Source organism: Streptosporangium sp. NPDC000396 (assembly GCF_042898655.1).
Taxonomy (GTDB): Bacteria; Actinomycetota; Actinomycetes; order Streptosporangiales; family Streptosporangiaceae; genus Streptosporangium.
Map to the genome: position 1 here is coordinate 259236 of NZ_JBIAZA010000006.1, position 25008 is coordinate 284243.

A 25008-nucleotide genomic window follows, 5' to 3' on the forward strand; every position below is an offset into this window, starting at 1 on the left:
CGGCGGGCGTGGGGCCGTCCCTGCTGTCGGAATGCTTCGTGGGAGATAAATCTTTTTCCCGGCCTGATGCGGGCCGGGGCCATGCCTAGCGGGGAGAACTGTGATCGGCCTGCCAGACTTTCCATGGGATCGGCTCACGCCGTTCAAAGAACTGGCGCAGTCGCACCCCGACGGGATCGTCGACCTGTCGGTGGGCACCCCCGTCGACCCGGTGCCCGCCGTCGTACGGCAGGCGTTGGCGCAAGCCGCGGACAGCCCCGGTTATCCGCTCACCTACGGCACCCAGCGGCTCCGCTCGGCCGCCGCGGGCTGGTTGCGGCGCAAGCACGGCGTGGCCGTGGACCCGGCGAACGTGCTGCCGCTGATCGGCTCCAAGGAGTTCGTGGCCTGGCTGCCGACGCTGCTCGGCGTCGCCCCCGGCCAGCGGGTGATCTTCCCCGAGCTGGCCTACCCCACCTACGACGTGGGAGCCCGTCTCGCGGGTGCGCAGCCGTACGCCACGGACGGGCTGCTGGCGCTCGGGCCCGAGCAGGTTCCGCTGGTCTGGGTGAACTCCCCGTCCAACCCGACCGGCAAGGTCCTGCCCGCCGAACACCTGCGCAAGGTCGTCTCGTGGGCGCGTGAGCACGGCGCGGTCGTGGCCTCCGACGAGTGCTACATCGAGCTGGGCTGGGAGTCGCAGCCGATCTCGATCCTGCACCCGGACGTGTGCGGCGGTTCGCACGAGGGCCTGCTCGCGGTGCACTCGCTGTCCAAGCGCTCCAACCTGGCGGGATACCGCGCCGGGTTCGTCGCGGGTGACCCGGCGCTCATCCAGAGGCTGCTGGAGGTCCGCAAGCACGCGGGCATGATCATGCCGGAGCCGGTCCAGGCGGCGATGGCCGTCGCCCTGGACGACGACGAGCACGCCGAGGAGCAGCGGGCCCGCTACGCCGCCCGCCGCGCGGCGCTTCGTCCCGCCCTGGAAGCGGCCGGCTGGGAGATCGAGCACTCCACCGCGGGCCTGTACCTGTGGGCGTCCAACGGCACGGACTGCTGGAAGCAGGTGCGTGTGCTGGCCGATAAGGGGATTTTGGTCGCACCCGGCGATTTCTACGGAAAGGCTGGTGGGGCGCATATCCGGATCGCCGTAACCGCCAGCGACGAACGCATCAGTGCGGCAGTGCGCCGCCTCCAGTAGGATCGCGCGGCATGACCCCCGAGGTCGTCGTGATACTGGGATTGAGCGCGGTCACCCTTGTCCTGTTGCTTGGCGCGTTCTTCGCGACCACGCGCCAGGACAGGAAGCCGCGCGCTTCCGAGTCTTCCGGCGAGAGTCCCCTCCAGCAGGCTGAGACCGCGCCACCGCCGCAGCCGGGCATGGGCCATGTCGGCATCGACTACCCCGACCCCCGCACGATCACGGTGGGCGACACGATCGACTGCCAGGGCTTGCGGACCCGCGTTCTCGGTGCCATGTACCTGTCGTGGCAGGGCAACCAGTGGACCGAATACCTGCTCGACGACGGCAGCGGCCGCTACCAGTGGCTGTCGGTCGAAACGCGTTCCGGCCTGAATCCGGGCGACTCGCCTCATCTTGAGGTGCTGCTGTGGACGCCGGTGCCCACGCAGGGCATGATTCCCGCCAAGACCACGCTGAGCGTCGAGGGCGTCGAGTTCTTCCCGGTGGATCGGGGCACCGCGGCCTTCCGCGCGGAGGGCGTCATCTCCATGCCCGAGCGGGGCCTGCTCGACTTCGCCGACTACCGGGCCGCCGACGGCCGCCTGCTCAGCTTCGACCGGCTCCAGGGCCAGCCCTGGAACTCCTTCCACGCCCAGCCGCTGCCCCCGGGATCGATAAAGATCGAGAAGAAGGCGTAGGGAGTGTTCGCCGATCTTCGCCGTGGCGGGGACCGGACGGACGGATGCGCCGGCTAGGAGATCTCCACCCGGCTCGCGGGGGCTTCGGTGTCGGCCCTCCACCCGTCGTCGCCGTTGGCGGAGGTCCATGACTGGCCGCTGTAGCGGACCCGGCGCAGTCCGAACTGCTGGGCGTGGGCGACCGACCAGGTGGCCACCAGCCAGCCGTACTTCTGTGAGGCGGCGTTGAGCGAGGTCCCGGATCCGAGCGCGCGGGCGAGCCCTCGCTTGGCCTTGTCGGCGCCGGGCAGGGGGGTCTTGCCCTTGGGGGCGGGGAACCAGCAGTGCACGGCCTTGGGCACTCGCCCGGTGAACGCGGCGGCCAGGATCTTCCCCTCGTCCTCGTGCTGGGCGTAGGCCGACCCGTCGGCCGAGCGCTGCACCTCCTGGGCAGCCTTGTGGAGCGGCAGCTTGAGATAGTTCTTCACCTTCACCAGCGCGGAGAAGAACCTCCCCGTGGCGTAGACCGGGTCGGCCAGCTGCGCGGGTTTGCCCCAGCCCTGTGAGGGCCGCTGCTGGAACACCCCGATCGAGTCGCGATCGCCGAACGGCAGGTTCACCAGCTTGGACTCCTGGATGGCGGTGGCGTAGGCGATCACGACGGCCCGTTCGGGCAGCTTCCTGCGGGCGGCCACAGCCGCGATGGTCGAGGCGACCTCAGCCTGCACGATGTCCAGATCCAGGGAACCGGCCGGGGTGGTGACCGTGCAGCCCTCGCCCTGCTCGGCGAGTGGGGTGACCCGGTCGAGCAGTTTGAACACGCCTACGGTGATGGCCACCGCGAGCACGATCACGATCGCGATGATCGCGATGACCCCTTTGGAGAAGCGCCGTCGCACGCTGAAGAACCTACCGTTCCCCGGCGATTGGGACGCGCCGCTGAATATTGCCGGAATTTTCAAGGAGAGCCGCCGCCCTCTGTTATCGTTCCACAGATTCTCCGGACAGGGCCTGTCCGTTACGACGCCCACGCGGCTCAGCGAGAAGCCGCCCTCGTCCAAAGAGCGGAGGAGTCACGATCCAGAGCTATGCCAGCCCGTTGTCACAGGTCGTCGATGAGCTGTGGGAGCGCCGGGCCGAGCTGGGCCCGGACGACGCCAGGGCGCGGAGCGTCGTCGTCCATGCCATCGACCTGCTCGACGCCGGCAAGGCCCGGGTCGCCACCGTATGCGACACCGGCGAGGTGGTCGTGGACGAACGGGCCAAACGGGCCATCCTGCTGGCCTTCCGGGTGCTCGGCATGGCCAGGTCCCAGGTGGGTGATTTCCACCACCACGACCGCGTCCCGCTGAAGACCTCCCTGGACGGCGTCCGAGTGGTGCCGGGGGCGATCGCCCGCTGGGGCTCCTACCTGGCGCCGGGCGTCGTGCTGATGCCCTCCTTCGTCAACATCGGCGCCTACGTGGACGCCGGGACCATGGTGGACACGTGGGCCACGGTCGGCTCATGCGCCCAGATCGGCAAGAACGTCCACCTGTCCGGTGGAGCCGGCATCGGCGGCGTCCTGGAACCGCCGAACGCGGTTCCGGTGGTCGTCGAGGACGACGCGCTGATCGGCAGCCGCGCGATGATCGTCGAAGGGGCCCGGGTGGGCCGGGGCGCCGTGGTCGGCGCGGGCACGATCCTGTCCGCCTCGATGCCGGTCATCGACGTGCGGACGGGCGAGGAGCTGAGCCGGGGCCGCATCCCCGACTGGTGCGTGGCGGTCGGCGGCACCCGGAACAAGGAGTTTCCCGGCGGCACCTTCGGGCTGCCCTGCGTGCTGGTGCTGAAGCGCCTGGAAGAGGGGCGGCGGCACGACAAGGCGGAGCTCAACGAGATCCTCCGCGAGCACGGAGTCAACGCGTGATGAGCTCGACGGCCCTGCGCTGAGCCGGCGACAGATCGTCGAGCACCGCCGTGCCGGGCACGGCTCCCGCCCGGTCACCGGACGGCGTGTAGCCGAGGAAGGGCCGCAGCGCGTCGGCGAACTCGGCGGCGAGCTCCGCGACCTCCGGATCGCCGGGGGAGACGTGTCGCAGCGCCTCGAAGCGGAGCCCGAGATCCCACATCCGGTGCTGAAGCTTCTCGTCGCCCATCGACAGCCGGTAGACGTCGGTCAGCGCCCTGGCAGTCTCCGGCGCGACCGTCTCCAGCAGGGCGATCGTTTCCCGCTCCCGCTCCAGCAGCGGGTGGCCGGGGAAGACCTGCTCCAGTTCGGCGACGATCTGGCTCAGCTCGGGCGTCAGCGCCGGGTCGCGGCCGGTGTGCCGGAGCTCGGCGAGCATGGCGCGCTGACGGCGCACCGCCTCTTCCTCCCTGGCCAGGTCGGCGTCCAGGTCGGCCAGCGCCTTGTGCAGGTCCTGCCTGGGGCTGAGCACCCGGCCGATGTCGGGCAGGCTCATGCCCAGAGCCGTCAGCCGCCGGATCCTGATGAGGCGGACCACGTCCGCCATGCCGTACAGCCGGTGGCCCGTCGTGGTCCGCGGCGGTTCGGTGAGCAACCCCACCTGGTGGTAGTGCCGGATGGTCCTGGTCGTGACGCCGGCCAGTGTGGCCAGTTCGCCGATGCGCAACACGCCTTCCAGTAAAACCCATGGTCGGGGATAGGGTCGCGAGCATGAGTACGCGTCTGGATCTAACACAGGACGTCGGGGCGCTCACCGCGCGGATTGTGAACGTCGAATCGGTCAGCGGTGACGAAAAGGTGCTTGCCGATGCGATCGAGGAGGCACTGCGCCCCCTTCCGCATCTGAGCGTGCATCGCGACGGCGAGGCGATCGTGGCCCGCAGCGAACTGGGCCGTGCCGAGCGGGTGGTGATCGCCGGGCACATCGACACCGTCCCGGTCGCCGGCAACCTGCCGAGCCGGGTCGAGGGCGACCTGCTGTACGGCTGCGGCACCTCCGACATGAAGGCCGGTGTCGCGGTCGCGCTGAAGCTGGCCGCCGCGCTCCGGGCCCCTAGCCGGGACGTCACCTATGTCTTCTACGACTGTGAGGAGATCGAGGCCGAGCGCAACGGTCTGCTCCGGCTCAGCCGCGAGCACCCCGACTGGCTCGCCGGAGACTTCGCCGTGCTCATGGAACCCACCGACGGTGTGATCGAAGGCGGTTGCCAGGGCACGCTCCGAGCCCAGATCACGACCAGTGGCAAGCGCGCGCACAGCGCCAGGTCCTGGCTGGGGGTCAACGCCATCCACGCGGCCCAGCCGGTGCTCGAAATCCTGAACGCCTACCAGGCCAGGTTGCCGGTCGTGGACGGGCTGGAGTACCACGAGGGCCTGAACGCGGTGGCGATCGGCGGTGGCGTCGCGGGCAATGTGATCCCCGACGAGTGCGTGGTGACCGTCAACTACCGCTTCGCCCCCGACCTGTCGCTGGAGGCCGCCCAGGCACACGTGAGCGAGGTGTTCGACGGTTTCGAGGTCCGGTTCACCGACGGGGCTCCCGCCGCGCGGCCGGGTCTGACCCATCCGGTGGCCCAGGCTTTCGTGGACGCCATCGGCGGCACGCCGAGGGCCAAACTCGGCTGGACCGACGTCTCGCTGTTTTCCGGTCTTGGCGTTCCCGCGGTCAACTACGGTCCTGGAGATCCGAATCTGGCGCATCAGCGCGGGGAGTTCGTCTCACTTGAGAAGATCGCCGATTGCGAGCGCAGAATGCTCGACTGGCTGGGCTGACGGCCACCTGACCTGGGAAACCTGGGAAAAATGAAAGTGGCTTTCCTCGCCGGCCATTTGACGGGGAAAGCCACTTTCAGTCCCGAGCAGCACCCTCGGCAGTTAGACGTGGCCCCCGCGAAATCCGGTTCCGTGTTTTCATGGAGATTTTTCAAGATTTTTCTGGAGGCGGCGCTAGCGTGTTCGCCATGAAGAAGACACGTCCGGAACGCCGTCAGGGGGGCGCCGTGGTCCGCGGCGACCTCGTTTCCGACTCCACCCACGACCAGCGGCTTCTCGACCGCAGAGGACCCGCCGACTGGCTGCACATGGACCCGTGGCGGGTGATGCGCATCCAGTCGGAGTTCGTCGAGGGCTTCGGCCAGCTCGCCGAACTGCCCCAGGCGGTCACCGTCTTCGGATCCGCGCGGACCCCCGAAGGCGCGCCCGAGTACGAGATGGGTGCCGAGCTCGGCCGGAAACTCTCCATGGCGGGCTACGCCGTGATCACCGGCGGCGGGCCCGGGTGCATGGAGGCGGCCAACAAGGGCGCCAGAGAGGCGGGAGGGATCTCCGTCGGCCTGGGCATCGAGCTTCCCTTCGAGCAGCACATGAACGACTACGTGGACCTCGGCATCGAGTTCCGCTACTTCTTCGTCCGCAAGACCATGTTCGTGAAGTACTCCTGCGGCTTCGTCGCGCTGCCGGGAGGCTTCGGCACGCTGGACGAGCTGTTCGAGGCTCTGACCCTGGTCCAGACGCGCAAGGTCACCTCCTTCCCCGTGGTGCTGATGGGGACGGAGTTCTGGGGAGGGCTGCTCGACTGGATCAAGTCCACCCTCGTGGGAACGGGCAAGATCTCTCCAGCGGATCTGGACCTCATCTACCTCACCGACGACGTGGACGAGGCCGTGCGGATCATCGCCGACGCCGACCGCGACCGGGCGAGCCGGCTCAAGGAAGAGCGCAGGGCGGCCATGAACACGGTCGGCGACGCCCAATAAGGTGCACGCGTGTTCATATGCGTATTCCTGGCATCGAGCCAGAAGATCGACCGGAAATACCTGACGCTGGCCGAGGATGTCGGCACCGAGCTGGCCAGGCGAGGACACACGCTGGTCAGCGGGGGTGCCAAAGTCTCCTGCATGGGGGCGGTGGCCAGGGCGACACGTGCGGGGGGAGGCCGCACCGTGGGAGTCATTCCGCAGGCCATGGTGGACGTCGAAATCGCCGACGTCGATTCCGACGAGCTGATCGTCACCGCCGACATGCGTGAGCGCAAGGGCGTCATGGACGCCCGCTCCGACGCTTTCCTGGTGCTGCCCGGCGGCATCGGGACGCTGGAGGAGCTGTTCGAGATCTGGACCACGCGGACGCTCGGTATGCACGACAAGCCACTGGTGATCCTGGACCCGTGGGGCATCTACAGGCCCTTGAGGGACCTGGTCGAGAACATGCACGCGGAGGGCTTCACCCGGCCGAACGTCTTCGACGCGATCTCCTGGACCACCACGGTCGAGGAGGCGTTCCAGCACCTGGAGAAGGCGGCCCCGCACCTGGCGCCGCACGCCGAGGAGCTAGGCGAGGCCTCGGCGGGTTAGCGCCGGTGGGCGCCGCCCGGCCAGGGACTCGGTCATCTCGACGGCGAGCCGTACCTGATCGGGGCGGGTGGTGCGAAAGACCCGGGCGCCGTTCCAGGCGCAGATCGAGGCCGCGGCCAGCTCCGCGGCCTCCTGGTCGTCTCCGGCCAGCGCCGCGGGCGTGACGGCGACCGTACGGCCGGCACGGACGAGCTCCGTGATCTCGGCGATCGAGCGGGCTTCGGCCCAGCCCGGGTCGCCAAGGTCATCGGGCCCGATTACCACGAGAGCTGTCATGGTGTGATCCTAGATCAGGGGAGTTGTGGCACGATTCGTATGTGCTGGTCGTACTCGCCCTCGCTGCCGTAGCCATTCTCGCCGGTGTGGTGGTGGTCGCCATGGGACGGGGTGGCGAAATGAGTGAGTTCGCTCCCGACGTCCCTCCGCTGGACCTGCCTGACGCCGGTCGGCTCAGCGCCGTCGACTTCATGACCCTGCAGCTCCCGGTGAGCCTCGTCGGGTATCACACGCAGAGCGTGGACGAGACGTTGAGCCGCGTCGCGAACGCGCTGAGCGAGCGGGACACCAGGATCGCGGTGCTCGAACAGCGGGTGTCGGAGCTGCTCGCCAGCAGGCTCCAGGCACGTCAGGAGGTCCACGCCGCCCCGTTGAGCGACCCGCGCACCGAGCACGAGCCCGAAGGACCCGCGGAGCCGGCCGAGCTGTCCGAGATCCCGCCGGAGTCCCTCGCCGGGCGGAACGGTGACGGGCGGGCCGTTCACAACGGCAACGGGAAAACCGGTCGCGACAGCGATGCGGAAAGCGGGCGGAACGGCGACGCGGAAGGCGACCCTGACGGCGACGCGACCGGTGAGCTGGACGGTGAACCGGCCAGAGACCTGGACGGCGGCGTGGAGGGCGGCGTGGAGGGCAATCTGGACGGCGGCGTGGACGGAGATTCGGAGGGCGACCTGGACGGCGGCGGAGAGCGCGGCCGGACGGCGGTGCCGGACGTGAAGGAGGCACGATGACCGAGATCGAGCAGCCCGTGCGCTGCGGCTGGGTGACCTCGGCCTCCGACTACATCGCCTACCACGACGAAGAATGGGGCCGCAGGGTCGAGGGCGACGACCGGGTGTTCGAGCGGCTCACCCTGGAGGCTTTCCAATCCGGTCTGTCCTGGATCACGATCCTGCGCAAGCGTGAGAACTTCCGGGCCGCCTTCGCGGGGTTCTCGATCCCGGCCGTCGCGGCGTTCGACCAGGCGGACGTGGAGCGCCTGCTGGGTGACCCGGGCATCGTCCGCAACCGGGCCAAGATCGAGGCCGCGGTCGCCAACGCCAGGGCCGCCCTCGAGGTCGACCTGTCCGACCTCGTCTGGCGCCATGCCGATCCGGACTCTCCCGTTCCGAAGACCCTGGCGGACGTCCCCGCCCAGACCCCCGGCTCCAAGGCGCTCGCCAAGGAGCTCAAGTCCCGCGGCTTCCGGTTCGTCGGTCCCACCACCGCCTACGCGCTGATGCAGGCCATCGGCCTGGTCAACGACCACCTGGCCGACTGCTGGGTGCGCGAGGACTGCCGGTAGTCCCTTCCCGCCCGGCCCTCAGCCCGTCGGCCGGGGCCCGGCGGTGCCGTGACCTCGGCCGACCCGGCGAAGGACCGCTCAACGACCCTCGAAGGTGGGCCGCTCCTTGTTGAGGAAGGCCCGGGTGGCGTTGAGGTGGTCGTCGGTCTTGGCGCAGGCGTCCTGGAGGTCGGCCTCCAGGGCCAGAGCCTCGGGCAGGGAGCTGTTCGCGGCGAACTCCAGGGCGCGCTTGGTCGCCCCGTAGGCGCTCGTCGGGCCCTGTGCCAGCCGTACGGCCAGAGCGCGGGCCGTGGGGATCAGCTCGTCGGCCGGGACGACCTTGGAGACGACTCCCAGCTCCAGCGCGCGGGCCGCGTCGAGCGGCTCGCCGAGCAGCAGGAGCTCGGTCGCGCGGGCCCGGCCGACCAGGCGCTGGAGGGTCCAGGACGCGCCGGAGTCGGGGGCCAGGCCGATGCCCGCGAAGGCCATCGCGAACTTGGCCTTGTCGGAGGCGATCCGCAGGTCGCAGGCGAAGGCCAGGGAGGCGCCCGCGCCCGCGGCGACGCCGTTCACCGCTGCGATGACCGGTTTGCCCATCTCGGTGATCGTGCGGATGATCGGGTTGTAGTGCGTGCGCACCGTGTCGTTCAGACCTCGGCCCGCCTCCAGGTTGGTGACGTGCTCGTTCAGGTCCTGGCCCGCGCAGAACGCCCGGCCCGATCCTGTCAGCAGCACCGCGCGTACGGCATAGGCCTGCGAGGCCTTGGTCAGCGCTTCGAGCAGGTCGGCCTTGGCCTGCACGGTCAGCGAGTTCATCGCCTCCGGCCGGTCCAGGGTGATGGTGGCGACGGCGTCGTCGACGGAGTAGAGAACGTCGTTCAACGGACAGGCTCCTTACGGTTCGGTGAGGTGACGGTCGACGAACGCGGCGGCGGCGGGGAGCAGGTGGGCGGCCTCCTGCTCGAAGTAGGCCCTGGCCTTCTCCCCCGGCCAGCCCGGCGGCAGGAGTTCGGCGGGGAGCCCGGGATCACGGAACAGGAAGTTGCGCCAGCCGTGCAGCAGCCTGCTGCGGGTGGCGAACACCTGGTCGTCGGCGGCGTTCTCGGGAAGCCGCCCGACCAGGTCCATCGCCTGGGCCAGCCACTCCTCGTACGCCGATCCGATGCCGCGCAGGTCCCAGAGCCTGGCGACCAGCTCCCTGGGGTCGCCGTCGAGCACCGCGTCGAACCGGTCGGCGTGGATGCCCTCTCCGCTGAGGATCAGGTCGAGCTCGGGGGAGGGGCGGGGGCCGATCCAGGTCGTCTCGGAAAGCGGGGCGTATCCGAGAAAGGACAGGTCGGCCTTGAGCCGCTCCCGGCGAGCCCGTTCGCGGACCGGCTCGACCACGATCATGTGCCACCGGCCGGTCCAGGAGATCGTCCCAACTCGGTAAATTCTCAGAGCCGCCTCATCGAGGCGGCGCACGCACTTGGGGGTGGCCTCGTAACCCGGTCCCCGGGGCAGCCTGGCCGGGGTCAGCCAGCCCTGCCGTACCATCCGCGAGACGGCGGTGCGGACGGCGGGAGCGGCGATGTCCAGGGGGGCGAGCAGGCGGACGAGGGCCGCCACGGACGCGCGGCCGCCCCGGGACCGCAGGTGGTCCCCATACAGGTCGAACAGAGCGGCACGGGCGTTCACGAAGACAAGTTTGGTCGTCTGAAGGGTCTCGGACAACGGTCTTGATTGCCCGATGAGTCGATGCTGAGGCTGATCGTTCCCATTCCAAGCGCGGAGACGGGATAATAGGACATCACAGAAGACGTGAATGCGTCGGCCACCCTCGGGTCAGTCGGAGATCCGGAGCCCGAAGCAGGAAGGGATACACGCATGGCGGCTATGAAGCCGAGGACCGGTGATGGTCCGCTGGAGGTCGTCAAGGAAGGTAGGGGCATCGTCATGCGGGTCCCCCTTGAGGGTGGCGGGCGACTCGTCGTCGAACTCTCGGCGGATGAGGCCACCGCCCTCGGCGAGGAATTGAAGAAGGTCGTCGGCTGATCCCGATCTAGACCCAGCGGTGAAGCCGGGCCTGTCTGATCTCGCTTCACGAGTATGGCACCTGCTATGGCCCGCGCAACCGTGACTCGATGAACACGGCCCTGGCCGCCGGACCGCTTCCAGAGCGGCTCGCGCCAGGGCCGTGGTGTTTCCCGGCTGATGACTGGAGTTCGCATGCCCATCTCTTCCTATGTGCTACTGCCTCACACGTCCCGCGAGCAGGTCCCGTCCGCCGCGACGCCCACGCGGGCCGGCGAGAACGGGAAAGCCGCGGAGCACCCGGCCGGAGCCGAGCTGCTCGCGGTTCCCTTCGCGGCGGACCGCGCGCCTCAGATCGAGCTACCGGTGCCCACAGACGCCCTGCTGGCCCACTACCAGGCCAAGGGCGAGGCCGGTGAGATCGTCGAGGTTCCCGTCGCGAACGGCGACACCGTCGGCAGGGTGTTGCTCTACGGCGTCGGTGACGGTTCGGCCACCGCCCTGCGCAAGGCCGGCGCCGCGGTGGCCCGGCGGGGCAAGGGCCGGGACGCGATCAGGATCGTGCTCCCCGAGGGGCCGGTGGCCGCGTTCGTGGAGGGTGCGCTGCTGGCCACCTACACCTTCCGGATCGGCGAGGAGAAGTCCAAGCCGGTGGCGACGGTCGAGTTCGTCGGAGAGGGAGTCGAGGCCGAGGTCGCCAAGGGTGAGGTGATCGCCGGGGCCGTGGCGCTGGCCAGGGACCTGACCAACATGCCCTCCTCGGTGAAGAACCCCGCCTGGCTCGCCGAGCGCGCCGTCGAGCATGCCGCCGCGCAGGGCGTCACCGCGAAGGTGTGGGATGAGGCGGGGCTCCGCTCCGAGGGGTTCGGCGGCCTCCTGGCCGTCGGCCAGGGCTCGGTGAGCCCGCCCCGGCTGATCCAGCTCTCCTACGAGCCCGAGGGCGCGACCGAGCACGTGGTCCTGGTGGGCAAGGGCATCACCTACGACACCGGCGGCCTGTCGATCAAGCCGACCGAGAGCATGAAGTTCATGAAGACCGACATGGCCGGCGGCGCGGTCGTCATCGCGGTCCTGGGCGCGCTGGCCTCCCTCGGCGCGCGGGTGCGGGTCACCGGTCTGGTCGCCGCCGCGGAGAACTCCTTCTCCGGTACGGCCCAGCGCCCCTCCGACATCATCACGCAGTACGGCGGGCGGACCGTCGAGGTTCTCAACACCGACGCCGAGGGGCGCCTGGTGCTGGCCGACGCACTGGCCTACGCCGACGCCGAGCTGGACCCGGACGCCATGGTGGACATCGCCACGCTGACCGGGGCGATCAGCATCGCCCTGGGCAAGGACCTCGGCGCGGTCTTCGCCTCTGACGACGACCTGGCGGCCGAGCTCACTGTGGCCGGTGAGACCACCGGCGAGCGGCTCTGGCGGATGCCGCTGATCGAGGACTACGTTCCGGCTCTCGACTCCAGCGTGGCGGATCTGTCCAACATCGAGGCCGGATCGACCTACGGTGCGGGCTCCATCACCGCCGCGCTGTTCCTGCGGGAGTTCACCGGCAAGCGGCCGTGGGCGCACCTGGACATCGCCGGAGTCGGCCGCAGCGGCGTGGACGAGGGCGTCTTCAGCAAGGGCGCCACCGGTTACGGCGTGCGCCTGCTGCTGGAGTGGCTGTCTAGTCGGTGAGTTTGATGGCGGCCAGGATGCCGTCGCCGAGGGGCACCATCAGCGGGCGGAGCCGTTCGTCGGAACGGACCAGCTTGCCCAGTTCCCGAACGGCGACGGTGTCCGGGTCGCGGTGGGCCGGGTCGGCGACCCTGTTGTGCCACAGGGCGCTGTCGAAGACGACGATGCCACCGGGGCGGAGCAGGCGGACGGACTCGGCCAGGTAGTCGGCGTACTCCTGCTTGGCTCCGTCGCAGAAGACCAGGTCGTAACCGCCGTCGGACAGGCGGGGCAGGACGTCCAGGGCGCGACCGGTGATCAGCCGGATCCGGCCGCCCGAGAAGCCTGCCTGGGCGAAGCTCTGCCGGGCCAGGCGCTGGTGCTCCGGCTCCACGTCCACGCTGGTGAGCGTGCCGTCCTGGCGCATGCCACGGAGCAGCCACAGGCCGGACACACCGCAGCCGGTGCCGATCTCCACGACGGCACGGGCGTTGATGGCTGTGGCGAGGAAGCAGAGAGCGGCGCCGCCGCCGGGCAGGATCGGGGGGGCCCCGACCTCCGCGCCGCGCTGCCGCGCGATGCGCAGAATCTCGTCCTCCGTGTGGAACTCCTCGGCATAGGCCAGAGTGGCCTCCAACGGACTTGTCGGCGTCCCTGCCATCGGCCTCTCCTCCCGCTTTCTCCGTACACCGTCATATAGGCACTGGGTCGCAGCCTAAGGGAGGCAGGCCCGATCGGGAACTCATGTAACGCCCGGTGCGTTGCACGGTTTAAGCGGCCTTTGCCGGTCCTGAAGGTACCGAGTACGCACGAAGGGACGAAACCAGGCACTATGGCGATAGCGGTGGTCCCGAGGAGAGGAGTGCTGGTGGAGGAGTCCGACCACCAGACAGATGCTCCCGTGTCTGACTGGACACCTCCCACATGGGAGGAGGTGGTCCGAACTCATTCGGCGCGTGTCTACCGTCTGGCCTACCGGCTGACCGGTAACGTGCACGACGCCGAGGATCTGACCCAGGAGGTCTTCGTCCGGGTCTTCAGGTCCCTGTCGAACTACACGCCGGGCACTTTCGAGGGTTGGCTGCACCGCATCACCACCAACCTGTTCCTCGACATGGCACGGCGCAAGCAGCGCATCAGGTTCGAGGGGCTCGCCGACGACGCCGCCGAACGGCTGCGCGGGCGTGAGCCGTCCCCCGCCCAGGTATACGACGACACCCACCTGGAGCCTGACATCCAGGCGGCACTCGACGCACTCGCACCGGAGTTCCGCGCGGCCGTTGTTCTATGTGACATCGAGGGGCTGTCCTACGAGGAGATCGCCGCCACGCTGGGCGTGAAACTCGGCACGGTTCGCAGCCGCATCCATCGCGGCCGGGCGCAGTTGCGCGACGCGCTGGAGCATCGCGCGCCGCGTGGTGACCAGCTCCCCCCGACCATCACTCGTGGGGAGGAATTCGCATGAGAAACCGCAGTCATGACGAATGTCACGACGAGCCACGTGGCAAGGAGTGGGCATGAGTCATCTTGGAGAACGCGTTTCCGCACTGGTCGACGGTGAGCTGAACCACCACGAGCGTGACCGTGCCCTGTCGCATCTGGCCTTCTGCTCCGACTGCCGGGGCGAGGTCGAGGCCATGAGGGCGCTGAAGAGCCGGCTGCGCTCCCTGGACGGCCCCGCCGTACCCGCTGACCTGACCATGTCGCTGCTGCGGATGGCCGAGCCCGGTGACCCGGTGCCGCCGCGCGAGCGGCCTTTCCCGAACTCGCGGACCTTCGGCGGGGCGCCGATCCCGAGCATGCACAGCGTCGCACCGCCGGACAACCGGCCCCGTGGCCGTGCCGGAGGCCCCCGCCGGGGGAGAAGGATGGGCTACGTCGCGGTGGGCGTCGCATCTGCGGCCGTGGCGCTCGGCACGCTGTTCGTCGTGGGCGGGTCCGATGTCAACCAGCGTGGCGTGCCGCCGGTCGACATGTTCGCCAACCAGCACAAGAACACCGTGCCCTACCAGGGGCCGGTGACCCCGTCCCTCTCGCCCACTCCGTGACCCCGCTGCCCGTCACCGTCGTCCTCGCCGCCGTCATGCCGCTGGGATCGGTGGCGGGCAGTCCCGTGTGAACTGTTCGTTTCGCCGGGCGACGCCGGAAGCGGGGCCGTTTCGGGCGGGAGGCGCTCGCCCTGCCCGCCGGGGAACGGGGTTCCCGGCCGCCTTGTCCAGTCCCTCGGACTGTTCGCCGTGTACGGCGCCTCTCCTGGATACTTGTGCCTGAGATGTTCAGATGGGCTGCTAGTTACGTCCGTTTTTAACCATTTTGGTGTGCTTGGTGAGAAACAGCTCCATGGCTGGCATGCGTAACAACGGAACGGGCATACGATCGGGATGCGGGACTCGGTCGAGCAGGAGGCGATCTGGGCGAGTGGGGGTCATGTCTGTGCCGTCTTCTCGGGTGCTCTGGCCGACATGGGCCGACGCCGCCGTCGCGCTCCCACGGGCCCACGCGCAACCTGGAGACGCGGCCAGGCCGAGGCACGAACCCTCTACTACTGCCCCGGGTCAGGCCTTCAGGCGCCTCAGGCTTTACAACTCTCGTATGTTGTTCGGGGGAAGATTGCCGGATGGCCCCGCTGAGCGGCCTCATGCGAGGCAAGGAGTGGTGAATATTCGATGACCGACGAGACCCGTACCCACGAGGCGCGTAATGCCGAGGGGCGTACGCCGTCGGACTTCGCCGACGACAGAAGCCCAGCGCCGGAGTCCTCCCGTCCGGACTTCCTACCTGCGGACGAGGCGGCGTCCTTCCATGGTGAGCGGCCTCGCGACGACGGCTGGAGCCAGCTCGGCGAGCCGCCGGGTCAGGTTCGATGGGACCAGGGCGGACAGCAGGGCCACGGCGAGCAGCCCTACGGCGACAGGGGCGGGCAGCCCGGCCAGAGCGCCTACGCGGGCGAGAGCGGCTGGGGCGACCCGTCGGGCAGGCCCCGGCAGGACACGGCGGTCTTCACCACCCCGCTCGGTCCGCCGCCTCCGCCCTCCCAGGCGTTCGGCATGGGCGCGGGCTGGGCACCGCCCCCCGGAGTTCCCGGGGGCGCCGCGGTTCCCGCCCGGCGCGGTCCGCGCACCAGCACGCTGGTCATCCTCGCGTTGATGATCGCGCTGCTGGCCTCGACGCTGGGAAGCGTCGGCACCTACCTGCTCACCCGCCCGCCGACCTCGGGCACCGACCCCTCCTTCCGGCTGGGGACGGCGCCGAGCGGCTCCAACGCCCGGCCTCCGGACTCGATCGCGGGAGTGGCCTCCAGGGTCCTGCCCAGCGTGGTCTCACTGGTCGTCAACGGCGGCAGCAGCGCGAGCACCGGCTCCGGCTTCCTGATCAAGGGAGGCTATGTGGTCACCAACAACCACGTGGTCGCCGGGGCAGCGCAGGGCGGCGAGATCCAGATCCAGTTCAGCAACCGCAAGACCACCCCGGCCCGGATCGTCGGCCGTGACCCCGAGTCCGACCTCGCCGTGGTCAAGCCCGAAGACACCTTCGGAGCCCCGCAGATCGCCCTCGGCAACTCCGACAACGTGGTCGTGGGCGATCCGGTCGTGGCCATCGGCTCCCCGCTCGGCCTGAGCGGCACCGTCACCTCCGGCATCGTCAGCTCGCTCAACCGTCCGGTCCAGGCGGGGGAGGAGAACAGCTCCGACACCACCTGGTTCAGCGCCATCCAGACCGACGCCGCCATCAACCCCGGCAACTCCGGCGGTCCACTGGTCAACGCCAACGGCGAGGTCATCGGCGTCAACTCGGCGATCGCCACACTCGGCAGGTCGCTCGGCGGCCAGAGCGGCAGCATCGGCCTCGGCTTCGCGATCCCGGTGAACCACGCACGCCGGATCGCCGAAGAACTGGTCACCACCGGTGTCGCCAAGAAGTCGCGGATCGGCATCACCATCGACTCGACCTACCAGGGCGCAGGGGTCCGCATAGAGACCGAGGCCAAGGGGGGCACCCAGCCGATCGAAGCGAACGGCCCCGCCGACAAGGCGGGTCTCAAGCCCGGTGACGTCATCCTGGAGGTCAACGGCATAGTGCTGCAGGACGGCGCCGAACTGATCGCGCTGATCCGGAACAAGGCCCCCGGCGAGAAGGTGACCGTCAAGTTCCAGCGTGGTGGTCAGGAGAAGACAGCCACCGTGACCGTCGGAACCGCGTCTCCCCAGCCCAAGCCTGAGCATTCCTGACCAAGTGATCGTGTGGGGGCGCATGCTCGGGCTTGAGGGCATTAGTCTGGAAGCTCTCGGGGCATATGCCCCGAGAGCTGCCCCAGCATCACCTTGGTAGGAGATCACAGTGTTCGGACTCGGCTGGCCTGAGATCGCGGCGCTCGTGGTCATCGCCCTGTTGGTCTTCGGGCCGGAGAAACTGCCCCAGGCCGCCGCTCAGGCGGGCAGGACGCTGCGCAACCTGCGCCAGATGGCCAACAACGCGAAATCAGACCTACAGTCCGGGCTGGGCCCCGAGTTTGCCAACTTCGACCCGGCGGACCTCAACCCGAAGAACTTCGTCCGCAAGCACCTCACCGCCGACCTTGAGGACGACTGGAACGGCACCCCGGCGACCACGACGGCCACCGCGCCCGCCTACGTCGACTCCTACGCGGCCGAGGCGGCCGGCGAACTCGGATACGGCGAGATCCCGCCGTACGACTCAGAAGCGACCTGAGCCCAGGCGAGATCCCGTCGCGCGAGTCGGTGGCGACTCAGAAGCGACCTGAGCGCCGGGGACCTCTTCGCGGATCGCGAGCGGAGACCGTGAGGCTACGGATGTGGCGGGACGGAGGTCTGTTCCGGCGACACGTCGCCGAGGCTCGCGAGTAGTTTGCGCAGCAGTTCCGCGAGGTGCTCCTGCTCGCTTGGACTGAGTGCCGTCAACAGCCGTGTTTCGTGGTCGACGTGGTCGACCACGAGGTCGTCCACGAGCCGGCGGCCACGATCGGTGAGGGTGATCAGCACGCTGCGCCGGTTTTCCGGATCGGTCTCACGGGTCACCAGGTCTTTGGCCGCCAGCCGGTCGATCCGGTTGGTGATGGCTCCGGAGGTGACCATGGAGGCTTCGACGAGCCCACCTGCTGTCAGCCGGTAAGGGTGCCCGCTCCGGCGGAGAGTGGCCAATATGTCGAACTCTCCCGGCTGCAGGTCGTGGGAGGCGAAGTGGTCGCGCAGCTTGCGCTCCAGCAACCGGGAGGCTCGCGAGATGCGGCCCACCACGCCCATCGGCGTGGGATCGATGTCCGGCCGCTCGGCCTTCCACTGCTCCAGCAGCCGATCGACGTTGTCCCTCACAGAACTCCTCAACGTTGAAGTGTTTGACTCAAAACTAGCAGAGCTGTACTATTTCAACGTTGAAAAATTCAACGTTAAGGAGTTGTTGTGAGGATCCCGGCCGCGAGACCGGCGTTCCCGCCGTCGACGGGAACGCCGTGGGAACGCCGGCGGGAGCGGCGTTGGGAAACCTGTGTGGACTGTCGTTGCTCGTTGAAGCTGGCATTTGCTCACACTTGTTGCCGTGAAGGTGGCAAGTGGTCAGTGATCTTGTCGTGTTGAACACGTTCTTGAGACGATCAACGGCGAGTCGGGCGGCAAGAGCGGCTGTCGACTTGGCGAGCCGTGTCTGCTCAAGGATCCGGTGATGCGCTGGCTCTGCCAGGAACATGACAGGTTGGTTGAGCGAGAAGCCGCTCGGCTCGCCACCCCTTAGTTGTCAACGCCCAGCTCGCCGACGTCGGTCACGGTCAGCTTCGCTGCGCGCCGACATGGACCGAGGGCTCATGAGCATTGCCGCACTGGCTCCGGTGACGTACGGCGCGATCCGCAGGTGACCGCAGGTGACCGCAGGTGACCGTCGGGCCTCTTTCCCCGGATCGTCCGCCGCTTTCCGTCGAGATCCGCGGGCTTCCGGCACGCCTCAGAACGTGCCCCGGAGTCTGTGACCGTGGCCGGCCCTTCGCCGCCGGCGCCACAGCCGTGCCCTCACACACGTCCTCAGACCGGTCTCGGTGACCCGAGGTGGGGCCGACTGACTGAAAGAACCTGAAAGGAGTTGAGAACCATGCGCGTCACAGTGTTCGGAGCAGCCGGAAACGTGGGAAGCCGGGTGGTGGCCGAGGCGCTGTCCCGCGGCCATGAAGTCACCGCCGTCGTGCGTGATCCGGCCCGTTTCCACGAACTGCCCCCCGCCGCCGAGGCCCGCGTCGGCGACGCCGCGAACGTCGAGGACGTGGCCGAGCTGAGTGCCGGCCAGGACATTGTGATCAGTGCTACCCGCCCGGCGCACGGCAGCGAGCGCGAGCTCGTCGCGGCCACCAGGGCACTGCTGGTCGGCCTCGCCCGGACCGGTGTTCGGTTGCTGGTCGTCGGCGGTGCCGGCAGCCTGACCGTGCCCGGGACCGACGGTGTCACCGTGATCGACACCCCGGACTTTCCCCCCGCCTGGCGGGCCATCGCGCTGGCGTGCAACGACCAGCTTGAGGCCTGCCGCACCGAGGCCGGGGTGGACTGGGCCTATCTGAGTCCGGCCGCGCTGCTGGAGCCGGGAGAGCGTACGGGCACCTACCGGGTGGGTGCCGACGAACTGCTGGCCGACGCCGAAGGCAACTCGACGATCTCCATGGAGGACCTCGCGGTGGCGCTGCTGGACGAGGCCGAGCGGCCCAAGCACCACCGGACCAGGTTCACCGTCGCATATTGAGACCCCTGGCCGGAGGTGCTCATCTCAGGCGCCAGGCCGGGCGCTTCGAGGAGCGGCCGGCCTGGCGGTGTGGACCATTCGACCCACCTGACACTGACCAACCCATCTCTAAGGAGACATCCCATGTCTGATGACACGACGACCGCGCAGGTCATCTCTCAGTTCAACGACGCGTTCACCAAGCACGACCCCTCGCTGCTCACCGGCCTGGTCGACGAGGACTGCGTGATGGTGACCGTCCAGCCCGCACCCGACGGCACCCGGTACGAAGGCCAGGACGCCTGCCTTGCCTTCTGGCAGGAGCTGGCCGCCGACCCGAACACCGAATTCACCCCCGACGAGGTGTTCGTGTTCGGCGACCGAGCGGTCATCAAATGGCACGTCGCATTCCGGCACGGCCAGGTAAGCGAGGTGTTCGGCGACGCCCATGCGGAATCCACCTCCGTGGCGGGCGTCAACCTCATGCACATCCGTGACGGCCGCATCGTCGAGGCCCTGGGCTACAGCAAGACCCCGTGAGGAGCAGGCGACCGCACGCCCTGGGCGGGTGCTGCCCCTTGGGGCGGAGGTGACCGAGACGAGATTCTCGCCGAGCCGTTCACCCTGCGCCGCCTGACCGACGCCCCCGCCTGAGACGCCTCCGCACCAGCGGGTCGCCCGCGAGGCCTTCCTTCCGCGAATCCTCAAGGAAGGAAGGCCTCACGGGTGGTGTCCCCGCTCACCGAGACCAGGAGCAGGACGCGAACACGACGCTCCGCCAATCCCGACCCATCCTGGCCGTCCCCGACCGGCGAAGTCCCTCCTGGCCACCGACAAGCAAAAGAACGGGAAACCCCCATGCGCAGCTACCACCTCAACAGCGGGGCCGGGATCACCGGCCTGTCGATCAAAGAACATCCCGACCCCCGGCCCGGTCCCGGACAGGTGCTCGTCGCGGTGCGCGCCGCCTCCCTGAGCTACCGCGAGCTGATGATCGCGCGTGGCGACTACGTGCTCCCGGTGAAACCGGACGTGGTGCCGGTCTCCGACGGGGCCGGCCAGATCGTTGCGGTCGGCCCTGGCATCCGCACCGCGAAGATCGGCGACAGGGTCACGGCCACCCTGTTCCCGAGCTGGCAAGACGGCCCGTTCGGTGTCCAGCACCTGGCGCAGCTGGGCGGCTCACTGGACGGCATGCTCACCGAACTGGCGCTGCTCGACGAAAGCGCGCTCGTGCCGATCCCCGATCACCTGTCCTACCAGGAGGCGGCGACGCTCCCGTGCGCCGCCGTCACCGCCTGGAACGCCCTGACCGGCGACGGCTCCGGCCCGTTGTCCGGCCGGACCGTCGTCACCCAGGGCAGCGCAGGCGTGTCCCTGTTCGCGCTTCAGTTCGCCAAGGCGCTCGGCGCCCGGGTCATCGCCACCACCAGCAGCCCGGCCAAAGCCGCCCGCCTGGTCGAGCTCGGCGCCGACGAGGTCATCGACTACCGCACCACACCCGACTGGGCGGCCCAGGTCCGCGAGCTGACCTCGGGACAGGGCGCCGAACGCGTCATCGACATCGCCGGCGATCTGAGCCAATCACTCAAAGCAGCCGCGATCGCCGGCCACGTCGCCAGCGTCGGATTCGTCTCCGCCGACCCCCCGCTCCTCGACCCCCGGGCGATCTTCAACTCCGGAGCCACGGTTCGCGGCATCGCGGTCGGCAGCCGCGCCCAGTTCCTCGCCATGAACCAGCTCATCGAGGCCCACCGGATCCACCCGGTCATCGACCGCGTCTTCCCCTTCGACCAGGCCCCCGACGCCTACCGCTACTACGCCTCGGGCCAGGCGTTCGGCAAGATCGTGATCACCATGTGACACCACGGTGTCGGGCCGGGCGCTGGTGGGCAGTCGGTAGTCCTCTCACGGTAACCGCGCCCACCTGCGCCGACGCCGGATCGAAGCCGTCATCCCCAAGACGACCGACCAGGCGGCCGACCACAAGAAACGCCGCTCCCGTGGCGGCCGCCCGGTCAGCCACGATCCAGATCTCCACCAGCAGCGCAACACAGCCGAACACCGCGTCAACCGGGTCAAGGAGTGGCGCGGGGCCGGCCTTCCGCTTCGGCGAAACTCCCGAAAGCGTCCTCGCCGATCTTCGTCGGCGCAGAGCCATCTTGTGGATCCGAAGCCTCCGACCCGCTGGGGATTCGAAGTCCGTACAGACCCTAGCGGCCCCGGGTAGGGGAGATGCCGAGCTGGAGACCCTTGAGGCTGCTCGACTTCTTGCTCAAACCGGCGGCGATGCGGTGCAACTCGGCCGCGGCCGGGGCGTCGGGGTCGGTGAGCACCAGCGGCTTGCCCTCGTCGCCGCCCTCACGCAGCCGCATGTCGATCGGCACCTGGCCGAGGAGCGGCACGCGGGCGCCGAGGGTGCGGGTGAGCGCGTCGGCCACGGTCTGGCCGCCGCCCTCGCCGAAGACGGCGATCCGCTCGTCACAGTGCGGGCAGGGCAGCCAGGCCATGTTCTCGATGACGCCGGCGATCTGCTGGTGGGTCTGGATGGCGATCGACCCGGCGCGCTCGGCCACCTCGGCGGCGGCCTGCTGCGGGGTGGTCACCACGAGAAGCTCGGCCGACGGCATCCGCTGCGCCACCGAGATCGCGATGTCACCGGTGCCCGGGGGCAGGTCCATCAGGAGGACGTCGAGGTCACCCCAGTAGACGTCGGCGAGGAACTGGTGCAGCGCCCGGTCCAGCATCGGGCCGCGCCACACGACCGGAGTGTTGCCCTCCGGCTTGAACATGCCGACCGAGATGACCTTGATGTCATGCGCCACCGGCGGCATGATCATGTCCTCGACCTTGGTCGGACGCTCGGAGACGCCGAGCATGCGGGGGACGCTGTGGCCGTAGATGTCGGCGTCCACGACGCCGACCTTGAGGCCGTTGGCGGCCATCGAGGCGGCGAGGTTCACGGTGACGGAGGACTTGCCGACACCGCCCTTGCCGGACGCGACGGCGAAGACGCGGGTCAGCGAGCCCGGCTTGGCGAAGGGGATCTCCTTCTCGGGGCCCCTGTTGCCGCGCAGCTTGGTCTGGAGCGCCTTGCGCTGCTCGGTGCTCATGACGTCCATCTCCACCTGGACGCCGGTCACCCCGTCGACCCTGGAGACCGCACCGGTGACGTCACGGGTGATGGTGTCCTTCAGGGGACAGCCCGACACCGTGAGGAAGATGCCGACGCGCACCACCCCTTCAGGGGAGATGTCGACGCTCTTGACCATGTCGAGCTCGGTGATCGGCCGGCGGATCTCAGGGTCGTTGACGGTCGCGAGAGCGGCCATCACCAGTTCCGTTGTAGGTGCCATCGAAGTGTCGGCAACAGGCCGTCACCCTGAGGCGACGGGGGAGATGCCGTCCCTCCTTGTCTATGGTGTCCAGGCGTTCTACGGGCAGGGCTGTCCGTCGCGACGCCCATATGGCTTAGCGAGGAGCCGCTCCCGGGAGGGAACGGAGAAGCCGCGGGCCCATGGTATGAACCCATGGACACCACGAGGAATTCCGGGATCCGGCTGCGAAAGTCAGATTCGGACAATTCGCTGTGTAGATGCGCGTGCAACGTTCTAAGGTTACTCCGTGACCCTGATGGCAGGCGAGTCAAGAGAGGCCATCAGCTCTGAGGAGCTGGCGGTCTGGCGTATGTTGCAGCGGGCCCAGGTGCGCATCACCCGGGCTCTGGAGGCGGACCTGCTGGTTCAGCACGACCTGCCCCTGGCCTCGTACGACGTGCTCATGCAGTTGTCGGAGTCGCCCGACCGGCGGTTGCGGATGAACGACCTGGCCGACCGGGTGCTGCTGTCGCGCAGCGGCCTGACCCGGCTCATCGACCGCCTTCAGCGCGACGGCCTGGTCGAGCGCGAGGCCTGCCCGAGCGACGCACGGGGGCTGTACGCGGTTCTCACCGGCGACGGCGCCGTACGGCTGGCCGAGGCCACACCGACCTTCCTGCGCGGCGTCCGCGCCCAGTTCCTGGACGTGCTCGACGCCGGTGAACTACGCCAGTGCGCGGCCATGCTGAACAAGCTTTTCCCTGACCAGGCCCCTGATCAAGCCCTCGATCAAGACTGGCGCGGACCGGTGGAGACCCGGCCGCCGGCCGGGGCCTAGAGAGCTTCCCTGGGATGAGGACCGGCCTGCGTGTAGGGCGGCTCCTGAAGCTCTTCCTGGAGGTGCTGGAGTTCCGAGCGGATGTAGTCGCGGGTGGCCACCTCGCCGAGCGCGATGCGCAGGCCCGCGATCTCCCGGGTCAGATACTCGACTTCGGACTGGTTCCGCTCGGCCGCCCTGCGGTCCAGCTCGCCCTGGATCCGATCCCGGTCGGCCTGCCGGTTCTGCGCGAGCAGGATCAGCGGTGCGGCGTAGGAGGCCTGGAGGGAGAGCATCAGCGTGAGGAAGATGAACGGGTAGGGGTCGAAGCGCCAGTTCACCGGGCCGAAGGCGTTCCACAGGACCCAGACCGTCACGAAGCCGGTCATGTAGACGAGGAACCTGGCGGTGCCGAGGAACCGGGCGATCTGCTCCGACAGCCGTCCGAAGGCCTCAGGGTCGTAGTGCGGTCGCAGTCGCGGCCCCCGCTCCCTCGGCAGGTCGAGCCGCTCAGCCATGTCCGTTCCCCGATCCGGGGTCCTGCTCGCGCCAGTCGTCGGGGAGCAGGTGGTCGAGCACGTCGTCCACGGTGACGGCGCCGACGAGGCGGCCGACCTCGTCCACCACGGGGACCGCCATGAGGTTGTAGGTGGCCAGGTAGGAGGTCACCTGGTTCAGGGTGTACTCGGGTTTGATCGGGTCGATGGAGGTGTCCATGATGGCGCCGAGCAGGACCGACGGGGGTTCGCGCAGCAATCGCTGGAAATGGGCTAGGCCGAGATAGCGCCCGGTGGGTGTCTCGATCGGCTGCCGGGCCACGTAGACCTGTGCGGCCACCGTCGGGGTGACCTCCCGCTGGCGGATGTGGGCCAGCGCCTCGGCGACCGTGGCGTTCGGGGGGAGGACGACGGGTTCGCTCGTCATCATGCCGCCCGCCGTGTTCTCGGGGTAGACCAGCAGCCGCCGGATCGGCGCGGCCTCCTCGGGCTCCATCAGCGCCATCAGCGCCTCGGCCTGTTCCGGGGGAAGGTCCTGCAGCAGGTCGGCCGCGTCGTCGGGGTTCATCTCCTCCAGCACGTCCGCCGCCCGATCCGGGCTGAGCCGGCTCATGATGCCGATCTGGTCGCGTTCGGGGAGTTCCTCAAGCACGTCGGCGAGCCGTACGTCGTCCAGGGCCGCGGCCACCTCCACCCGTCGCTTGTCCGGCAACGCGTGCAGGGCGCTGGCCAGGTCGGCCGCGCGCATGGTCTCGAAGGCGAACAGCAGGTTGGCCGCGCCCTGATCCTTCTGGATCACGTTGAAGCCGCTGACCTCGCCCCAGTCCACGATCTTGGTCGGGCCGCGCCGCCGCAGTCCTATGCCCGAGCCGCCCGTGACCACCGCCACCTTGGTGACCACCCATTCGGCGTGTCTGGTCTCCTCCATGGCCAGGTCGAGGACCGTCACCCGATCGCCCTCGACCTCCACCTGAAGGTCGAGCATCTCGCCGATGACCAGGGATTCCGTCGCCCGCTGTTCGAACCGGCGCATGTTGATCTGGCCGCTGAAGACGACCGATCCGGCTTCGATGCCCCGCACCCGGGTGATCGGCAGGAAGACCCGGCGCCGGGGCTGGACCTCGACGACCAGCCCGTGCACGCGGGGTGGCGCGCTGCCGGCCATGGCGACCACCACGTCCCGCACCCGCCCGATCTGGTCGCCGGCCGGGTCGAAGACCGGAGTACCGGCGAGCCGCGCGATGAAGATCTTCACATTTGCAGCGTAGGCCGCATGTCGCGTGTGCCGGTTCAAGGCACGCTCACATTTCG

General features: G+C 69.0%; 28 protein-coding genes. 18 read left to right on the forward strand and 10 right to left on the reverse strand.

The features are described 5' to 3' along the window. The first annotated feature begins 100 nt into the window (after positions 1-100). Both dapC and ACFY2X_RS12355 read left to right on the forward strand, forming a co-directional pair. Complete coding sequence (gene dapC, locus ACFY2X_RS12350; protein WP_389936495.1) at positions 101-1180, forward strand: succinyldiaminopimelate transaminase; 1080 nt, start codon at positions 101-103, stop codon at positions 1178-1180. A gap of 11 nt (positions 1181-1191) precedes the next feature. Then, complete coding sequence (locus ACFY2X_RS12355) at positions 1192-1860, forward strand: DUF4178 domain-containing protein (protein WP_389936498.1); 669 nt, start codon at positions 1192-1194, stop codon at positions 1858-1860. A 53-nt stretch (positions 1861-1913) separates the two neighbouring features. On the opposite strand, the gene ACFY2X_RS12360 is transcribed toward ACFY2X_RS12355, so the two are convergent. Further along, positions 1914-2738 carry a hypothetical protein gene (locus ACFY2X_RS12360; RefSeq protein ID WP_389936501.1) on the reverse strand — a complete coding sequence of 275 codons (825 nt, stop codon included), beginning with the start codon at positions 2736-2738 and terminating at the stop codon, positions 1914-1916. A gap of 179 nt (positions 2739-2917) precedes the next feature. Here ACFY2X_RS12360 and ACFY2X_RS12365 point away from each other — a divergent pair, with 179 nt between their 5' ends. Further along, positions 2918-3748 (forward strand): 2,3,4,5-tetrahydropyridine-2,6-dicarboxylate N-succinyltransferase, encoded by an 831-nt coding sequence (locus tag ACFY2X_RS12365; RefSeq protein WP_389936846.1) that lies wholly within the window; start codon positions 2918-2920, stop codon positions 3746-3748. On the opposite strand, the gene ACFY2X_RS12370 is transcribed toward ACFY2X_RS12365, so the two are convergent. Beyond that, positions 3738-4457, reverse strand: coding sequence for a MerR family transcriptional regulator (locus ACFY2X_RS12370; RefSeq protein ID WP_389936504.1), 720 nt, complete (start codon positions 4455-4457; stop codon positions 3738-3740). The genes ACFY2X_RS12365 and ACFY2X_RS12370 overlap by 11 nt on opposite strands. Before the next feature lie 41 nt (positions 4458-4498). Here ACFY2X_RS12370 and dapE point away from each other — a divergent pair, with 41 nt between their 5' ends. The 3 genes from dapE (at position 4499) to ACFY2X_RS12385 (ending at position 7140) form a co-directional block, all read left to right on the forward strand. After that, positions 4499-5560, forward strand: a complete 1062-nt coding sequence (gene dapE, locus ACFY2X_RS12375; protein ID WP_389936507.1) for a succinyl-diaminopimelate desuccinylase — start codon at positions 4499-4501, stop codon at positions 5558-5560. 188 nt (positions 5561-5748) lie between these two features. After that, positions 5749-6543, forward strand: a complete 795-nt coding sequence (locus tag ACFY2X_RS12380) for a TIGR00730 family Rossman fold protein (protein ID WP_389936510.1) — start codon at positions 5749-5751, stop codon at positions 6541-6543. A 9-nt stretch (positions 6544-6552) separates the two neighbouring features. Then, positions 6553-7140: a TIGR00730 family Rossman fold protein gene (locus ACFY2X_RS12385; protein ID WP_389936513.1), complete on the forward strand. Its 588-nt coding sequence runs from the start codon at positions 6553-6555 to the stop codon at positions 7138-7140. Here the strand turns inward: ACFY2X_RS12385 and ACFY2X_RS12390 are convergent. After that, entirely contained in the window at positions 7117-7416 is a 300-nt protein-coding gene (locus ACFY2X_RS12390) for a hypothetical protein (protein WP_389936516.1), read from the reverse strand. The two genes, ACFY2X_RS12385 and ACFY2X_RS12390, sit on opposite strands and share 24 nt — an antisense overlap. Before the next feature lie 41 nt (positions 7417-7457). On the opposite strand from ACFY2X_RS12390, the gene ACFY2X_RS12395 reads away from it, so the two are divergent. Together ACFY2X_RS12395 and ACFY2X_RS12400 are read left to right on the forward strand one after the other, a co-directional pair. Beyond that, the gene (locus ACFY2X_RS12395; RefSeq protein ID WP_389936519.1) at positions 7458-8150 is read left to right on the forward strand and encodes a hypothetical protein; all 693 of its coding nucleotides are present in this window, start codon (positions 7458-7460) and stop codon (positions 8148-8150) included. Next, a complete protein-coding gene (locus ACFY2X_RS12400) occupies positions 8147-8704 on the forward strand; it encodes a DNA-3-methyladenine glycosylase I (protein ID WP_389936522.1) in 558 nt (185 codons plus the stop codon). The genes ACFY2X_RS12395 and ACFY2X_RS12400 overlap by 4 nt, the downstream gene beginning before the upstream one ends. A 78-nt stretch (positions 8705-8782) precedes the next feature. Here the strand turns inward: ACFY2X_RS12400 and ACFY2X_RS12405 are convergent, their stop codons facing one another. Next, positions 8783-9565 carry an enoyl-CoA hydratase-related protein gene (locus tag ACFY2X_RS12405; RefSeq protein WP_389936525.1) on the reverse strand — a complete coding sequence of 261 codons (783 nt, stop codon included), beginning with the start codon at positions 9563-9565 and terminating at the stop codon, positions 8783-8785. Positions 9566-9577: 12 nt separating this feature from the next. Then, positions 9578-10360 carry a PaaX family transcriptional regulator C-terminal domain-containing protein gene (locus ACFY2X_RS12410; protein ID WP_389936528.1) on the reverse strand — a complete coding sequence of 261 codons (783 nt, stop codon included), beginning with the start codon at positions 10358-10360 and terminating at the stop codon, positions 9578-9580. 189 nt (positions 10361-10549) lie between these two features. Here ACFY2X_RS12410 and ACFY2X_RS12415 point away from each other — a divergent pair, with 189 nt between their 5' ends. Then, positions 10550-10717 carry a DUF3117 domain-containing protein gene (locus ACFY2X_RS12415; protein WP_326825585.1) on the forward strand — a complete coding sequence of 56 codons (168 nt, stop codon included), beginning with the start codon at positions 10550-10552 and terminating at the stop codon, positions 10715-10717. Positions 10718-10891: 174 nt separating this feature from the next. Next, positions 10892-12373, forward strand: a complete 1482-nt coding sequence (locus tag ACFY2X_RS12420) for a leucyl aminopeptidase (protein WP_389936532.1) — start codon at positions 10892-10894, stop codon at positions 12371-12373. Here ACFY2X_RS12420 and ACFY2X_RS12425 read toward each other — a convergent pair. Then, on the reverse strand, positions 12363-13013 hold the full coding sequence (locus ACFY2X_RS12425) for an O-methyltransferase (RefSeq protein WP_389936535.1): 651 nt from the start codon (positions 13011-13013) through the stop codon (positions 12363-12365). The two genes, ACFY2X_RS12420 and ACFY2X_RS12425, sit on opposite strands and share 11 nt — an antisense overlap. 171 nt (positions 13014-13184) lie before the next feature. Between ACFY2X_RS12425 and sigE the strand changes: the two genes are divergently transcribed. The 4 genes from sigE (at position 13185) to ACFY2X_RS12445 (ending at position 17062) form a co-directional block, all read left to right on the forward strand. Beyond that, a complete protein-coding gene (gene sigE, locus ACFY2X_RS12430) occupies positions 13185-13817 on the forward strand; it encodes an RNA polymerase sigma factor SigE (RefSeq protein WP_389936538.1) in 633 nt (210 codons plus the stop codon). 52 nt (positions 13818-13869) lie between these two features. Further along, complete coding sequence (locus ACFY2X_RS12435; RefSeq protein ID WP_389936541.1) at positions 13870-14400, forward strand: anti-sigma factor family protein; 531 nt, start codon at positions 13870-13872, stop codon at positions 14398-14400. A 618-nt stretch (positions 14401-15018) separates the two neighbouring features. Then, a complete protein-coding gene (locus tag ACFY2X_RS12440; RefSeq protein ID WP_389936544.1) occupies positions 15019-16581 on the forward strand; it encodes a trypsin-like peptidase domain-containing protein in 1563 nt (520 codons plus the stop codon). 109 nt (positions 16582-16690) lie between these two features. Further along, complete coding sequence (locus tag ACFY2X_RS12445) at positions 16691-17062, forward strand: sec-independent translocase (RefSeq protein WP_389936546.1); 372 nt, start codon at positions 16691-16693, stop codon at positions 17060-17062. Between the two features lie 95 nt (positions 17063-17157). On the opposite strand, the gene ACFY2X_RS12450 is transcribed toward ACFY2X_RS12445, so the two are convergent. Further along, positions 17158-17682, reverse strand: coding sequence for a MarR family winged helix-turn-helix transcriptional regulator (locus ACFY2X_RS12450; protein WP_389936550.1), 525 nt, complete (start codon positions 17680-17682; stop codon positions 17158-17160). 766 nt (positions 17683-18448) lie between these two features. On the opposite strand from ACFY2X_RS12450, the gene ACFY2X_RS12455 reads away from it, so the two are divergent. The 3 genes from ACFY2X_RS12455 (at position 18449) to ACFY2X_RS12465 (ending at position 20929) form a co-directional block, all read left to right on the forward strand. Beyond that, a complete protein-coding gene (locus ACFY2X_RS12455) occupies positions 18449-19087 on the forward strand; it encodes an NAD(P)-dependent oxidoreductase (RefSeq protein WP_389936552.1) in 639 nt (212 codons plus the stop codon). Between the two features lie 123 nt (positions 19088-19210). Next, entirely contained in the window at positions 19211-19606 is a 396-nt protein-coding gene (locus ACFY2X_RS12460) for a nuclear transport factor 2 family protein (RefSeq protein ID WP_389936555.1), read from the forward strand. 318 nt (positions 19607-19924) lie between these two features. Continuing rightward, positions 19925-20929, forward strand: a complete 1005-nt coding sequence (locus tag ACFY2X_RS12465) for an NAD(P)-dependent alcohol dehydrogenase (RefSeq protein WP_389936558.1) — start codon at positions 19925-19927, stop codon at positions 20927-20929. 350 nt (positions 20930-21279) lie between these two features. Here ACFY2X_RS12465 and ACFY2X_RS12470 read toward each other — a convergent pair whose 3' ends face one another. After that, on the reverse strand, positions 21280-22422 hold the full coding sequence (locus ACFY2X_RS12470) for an Mrp/NBP35 family ATP-binding protein (RefSeq protein ID WP_389936561.1): 1143 nt from the start codon (positions 22420-22422) through the stop codon (positions 21280-21282). 277 nt (positions 22423-22699) lie between these two features. Here ACFY2X_RS12470 and ACFY2X_RS12475 point away from each other — a divergent pair, with 277 nt between their 5' ends. Then, positions 22700-23221 (forward strand): MarR family winged helix-turn-helix transcriptional regulator, encoded by a 522-nt coding sequence (locus tag ACFY2X_RS12475; RefSeq protein ID WP_389936849.1) that lies wholly within the window; start codon positions 22700-22702, stop codon positions 23219-23221. Here the strand turns inward: ACFY2X_RS12475 and ACFY2X_RS12480 are convergent. Then, positions 23218-23718: a DUF1003 domain-containing protein gene (locus ACFY2X_RS12480; protein ID WP_389936564.1), complete on the reverse strand. Its 501-nt coding sequence runs from the start codon at positions 23716-23718 to the stop codon at positions 23218-23220. The two genes, ACFY2X_RS12475 and ACFY2X_RS12480, sit on opposite strands and share 4 nt — an antisense overlap. Then, positions 23711-24952: a magnesium transporter MgtE N-terminal domain-containing protein gene (locus ACFY2X_RS12485; RefSeq protein WP_389936567.1), complete on the reverse strand. Its 1242-nt coding sequence runs from the start codon at positions 24950-24952 to the stop codon at positions 23711-23713. The genes ACFY2X_RS12480 and ACFY2X_RS12485 overlap by 8 nt, the downstream gene beginning before the upstream one ends. Positions 24953-25008 lie beyond the last annotated feature (56 nt).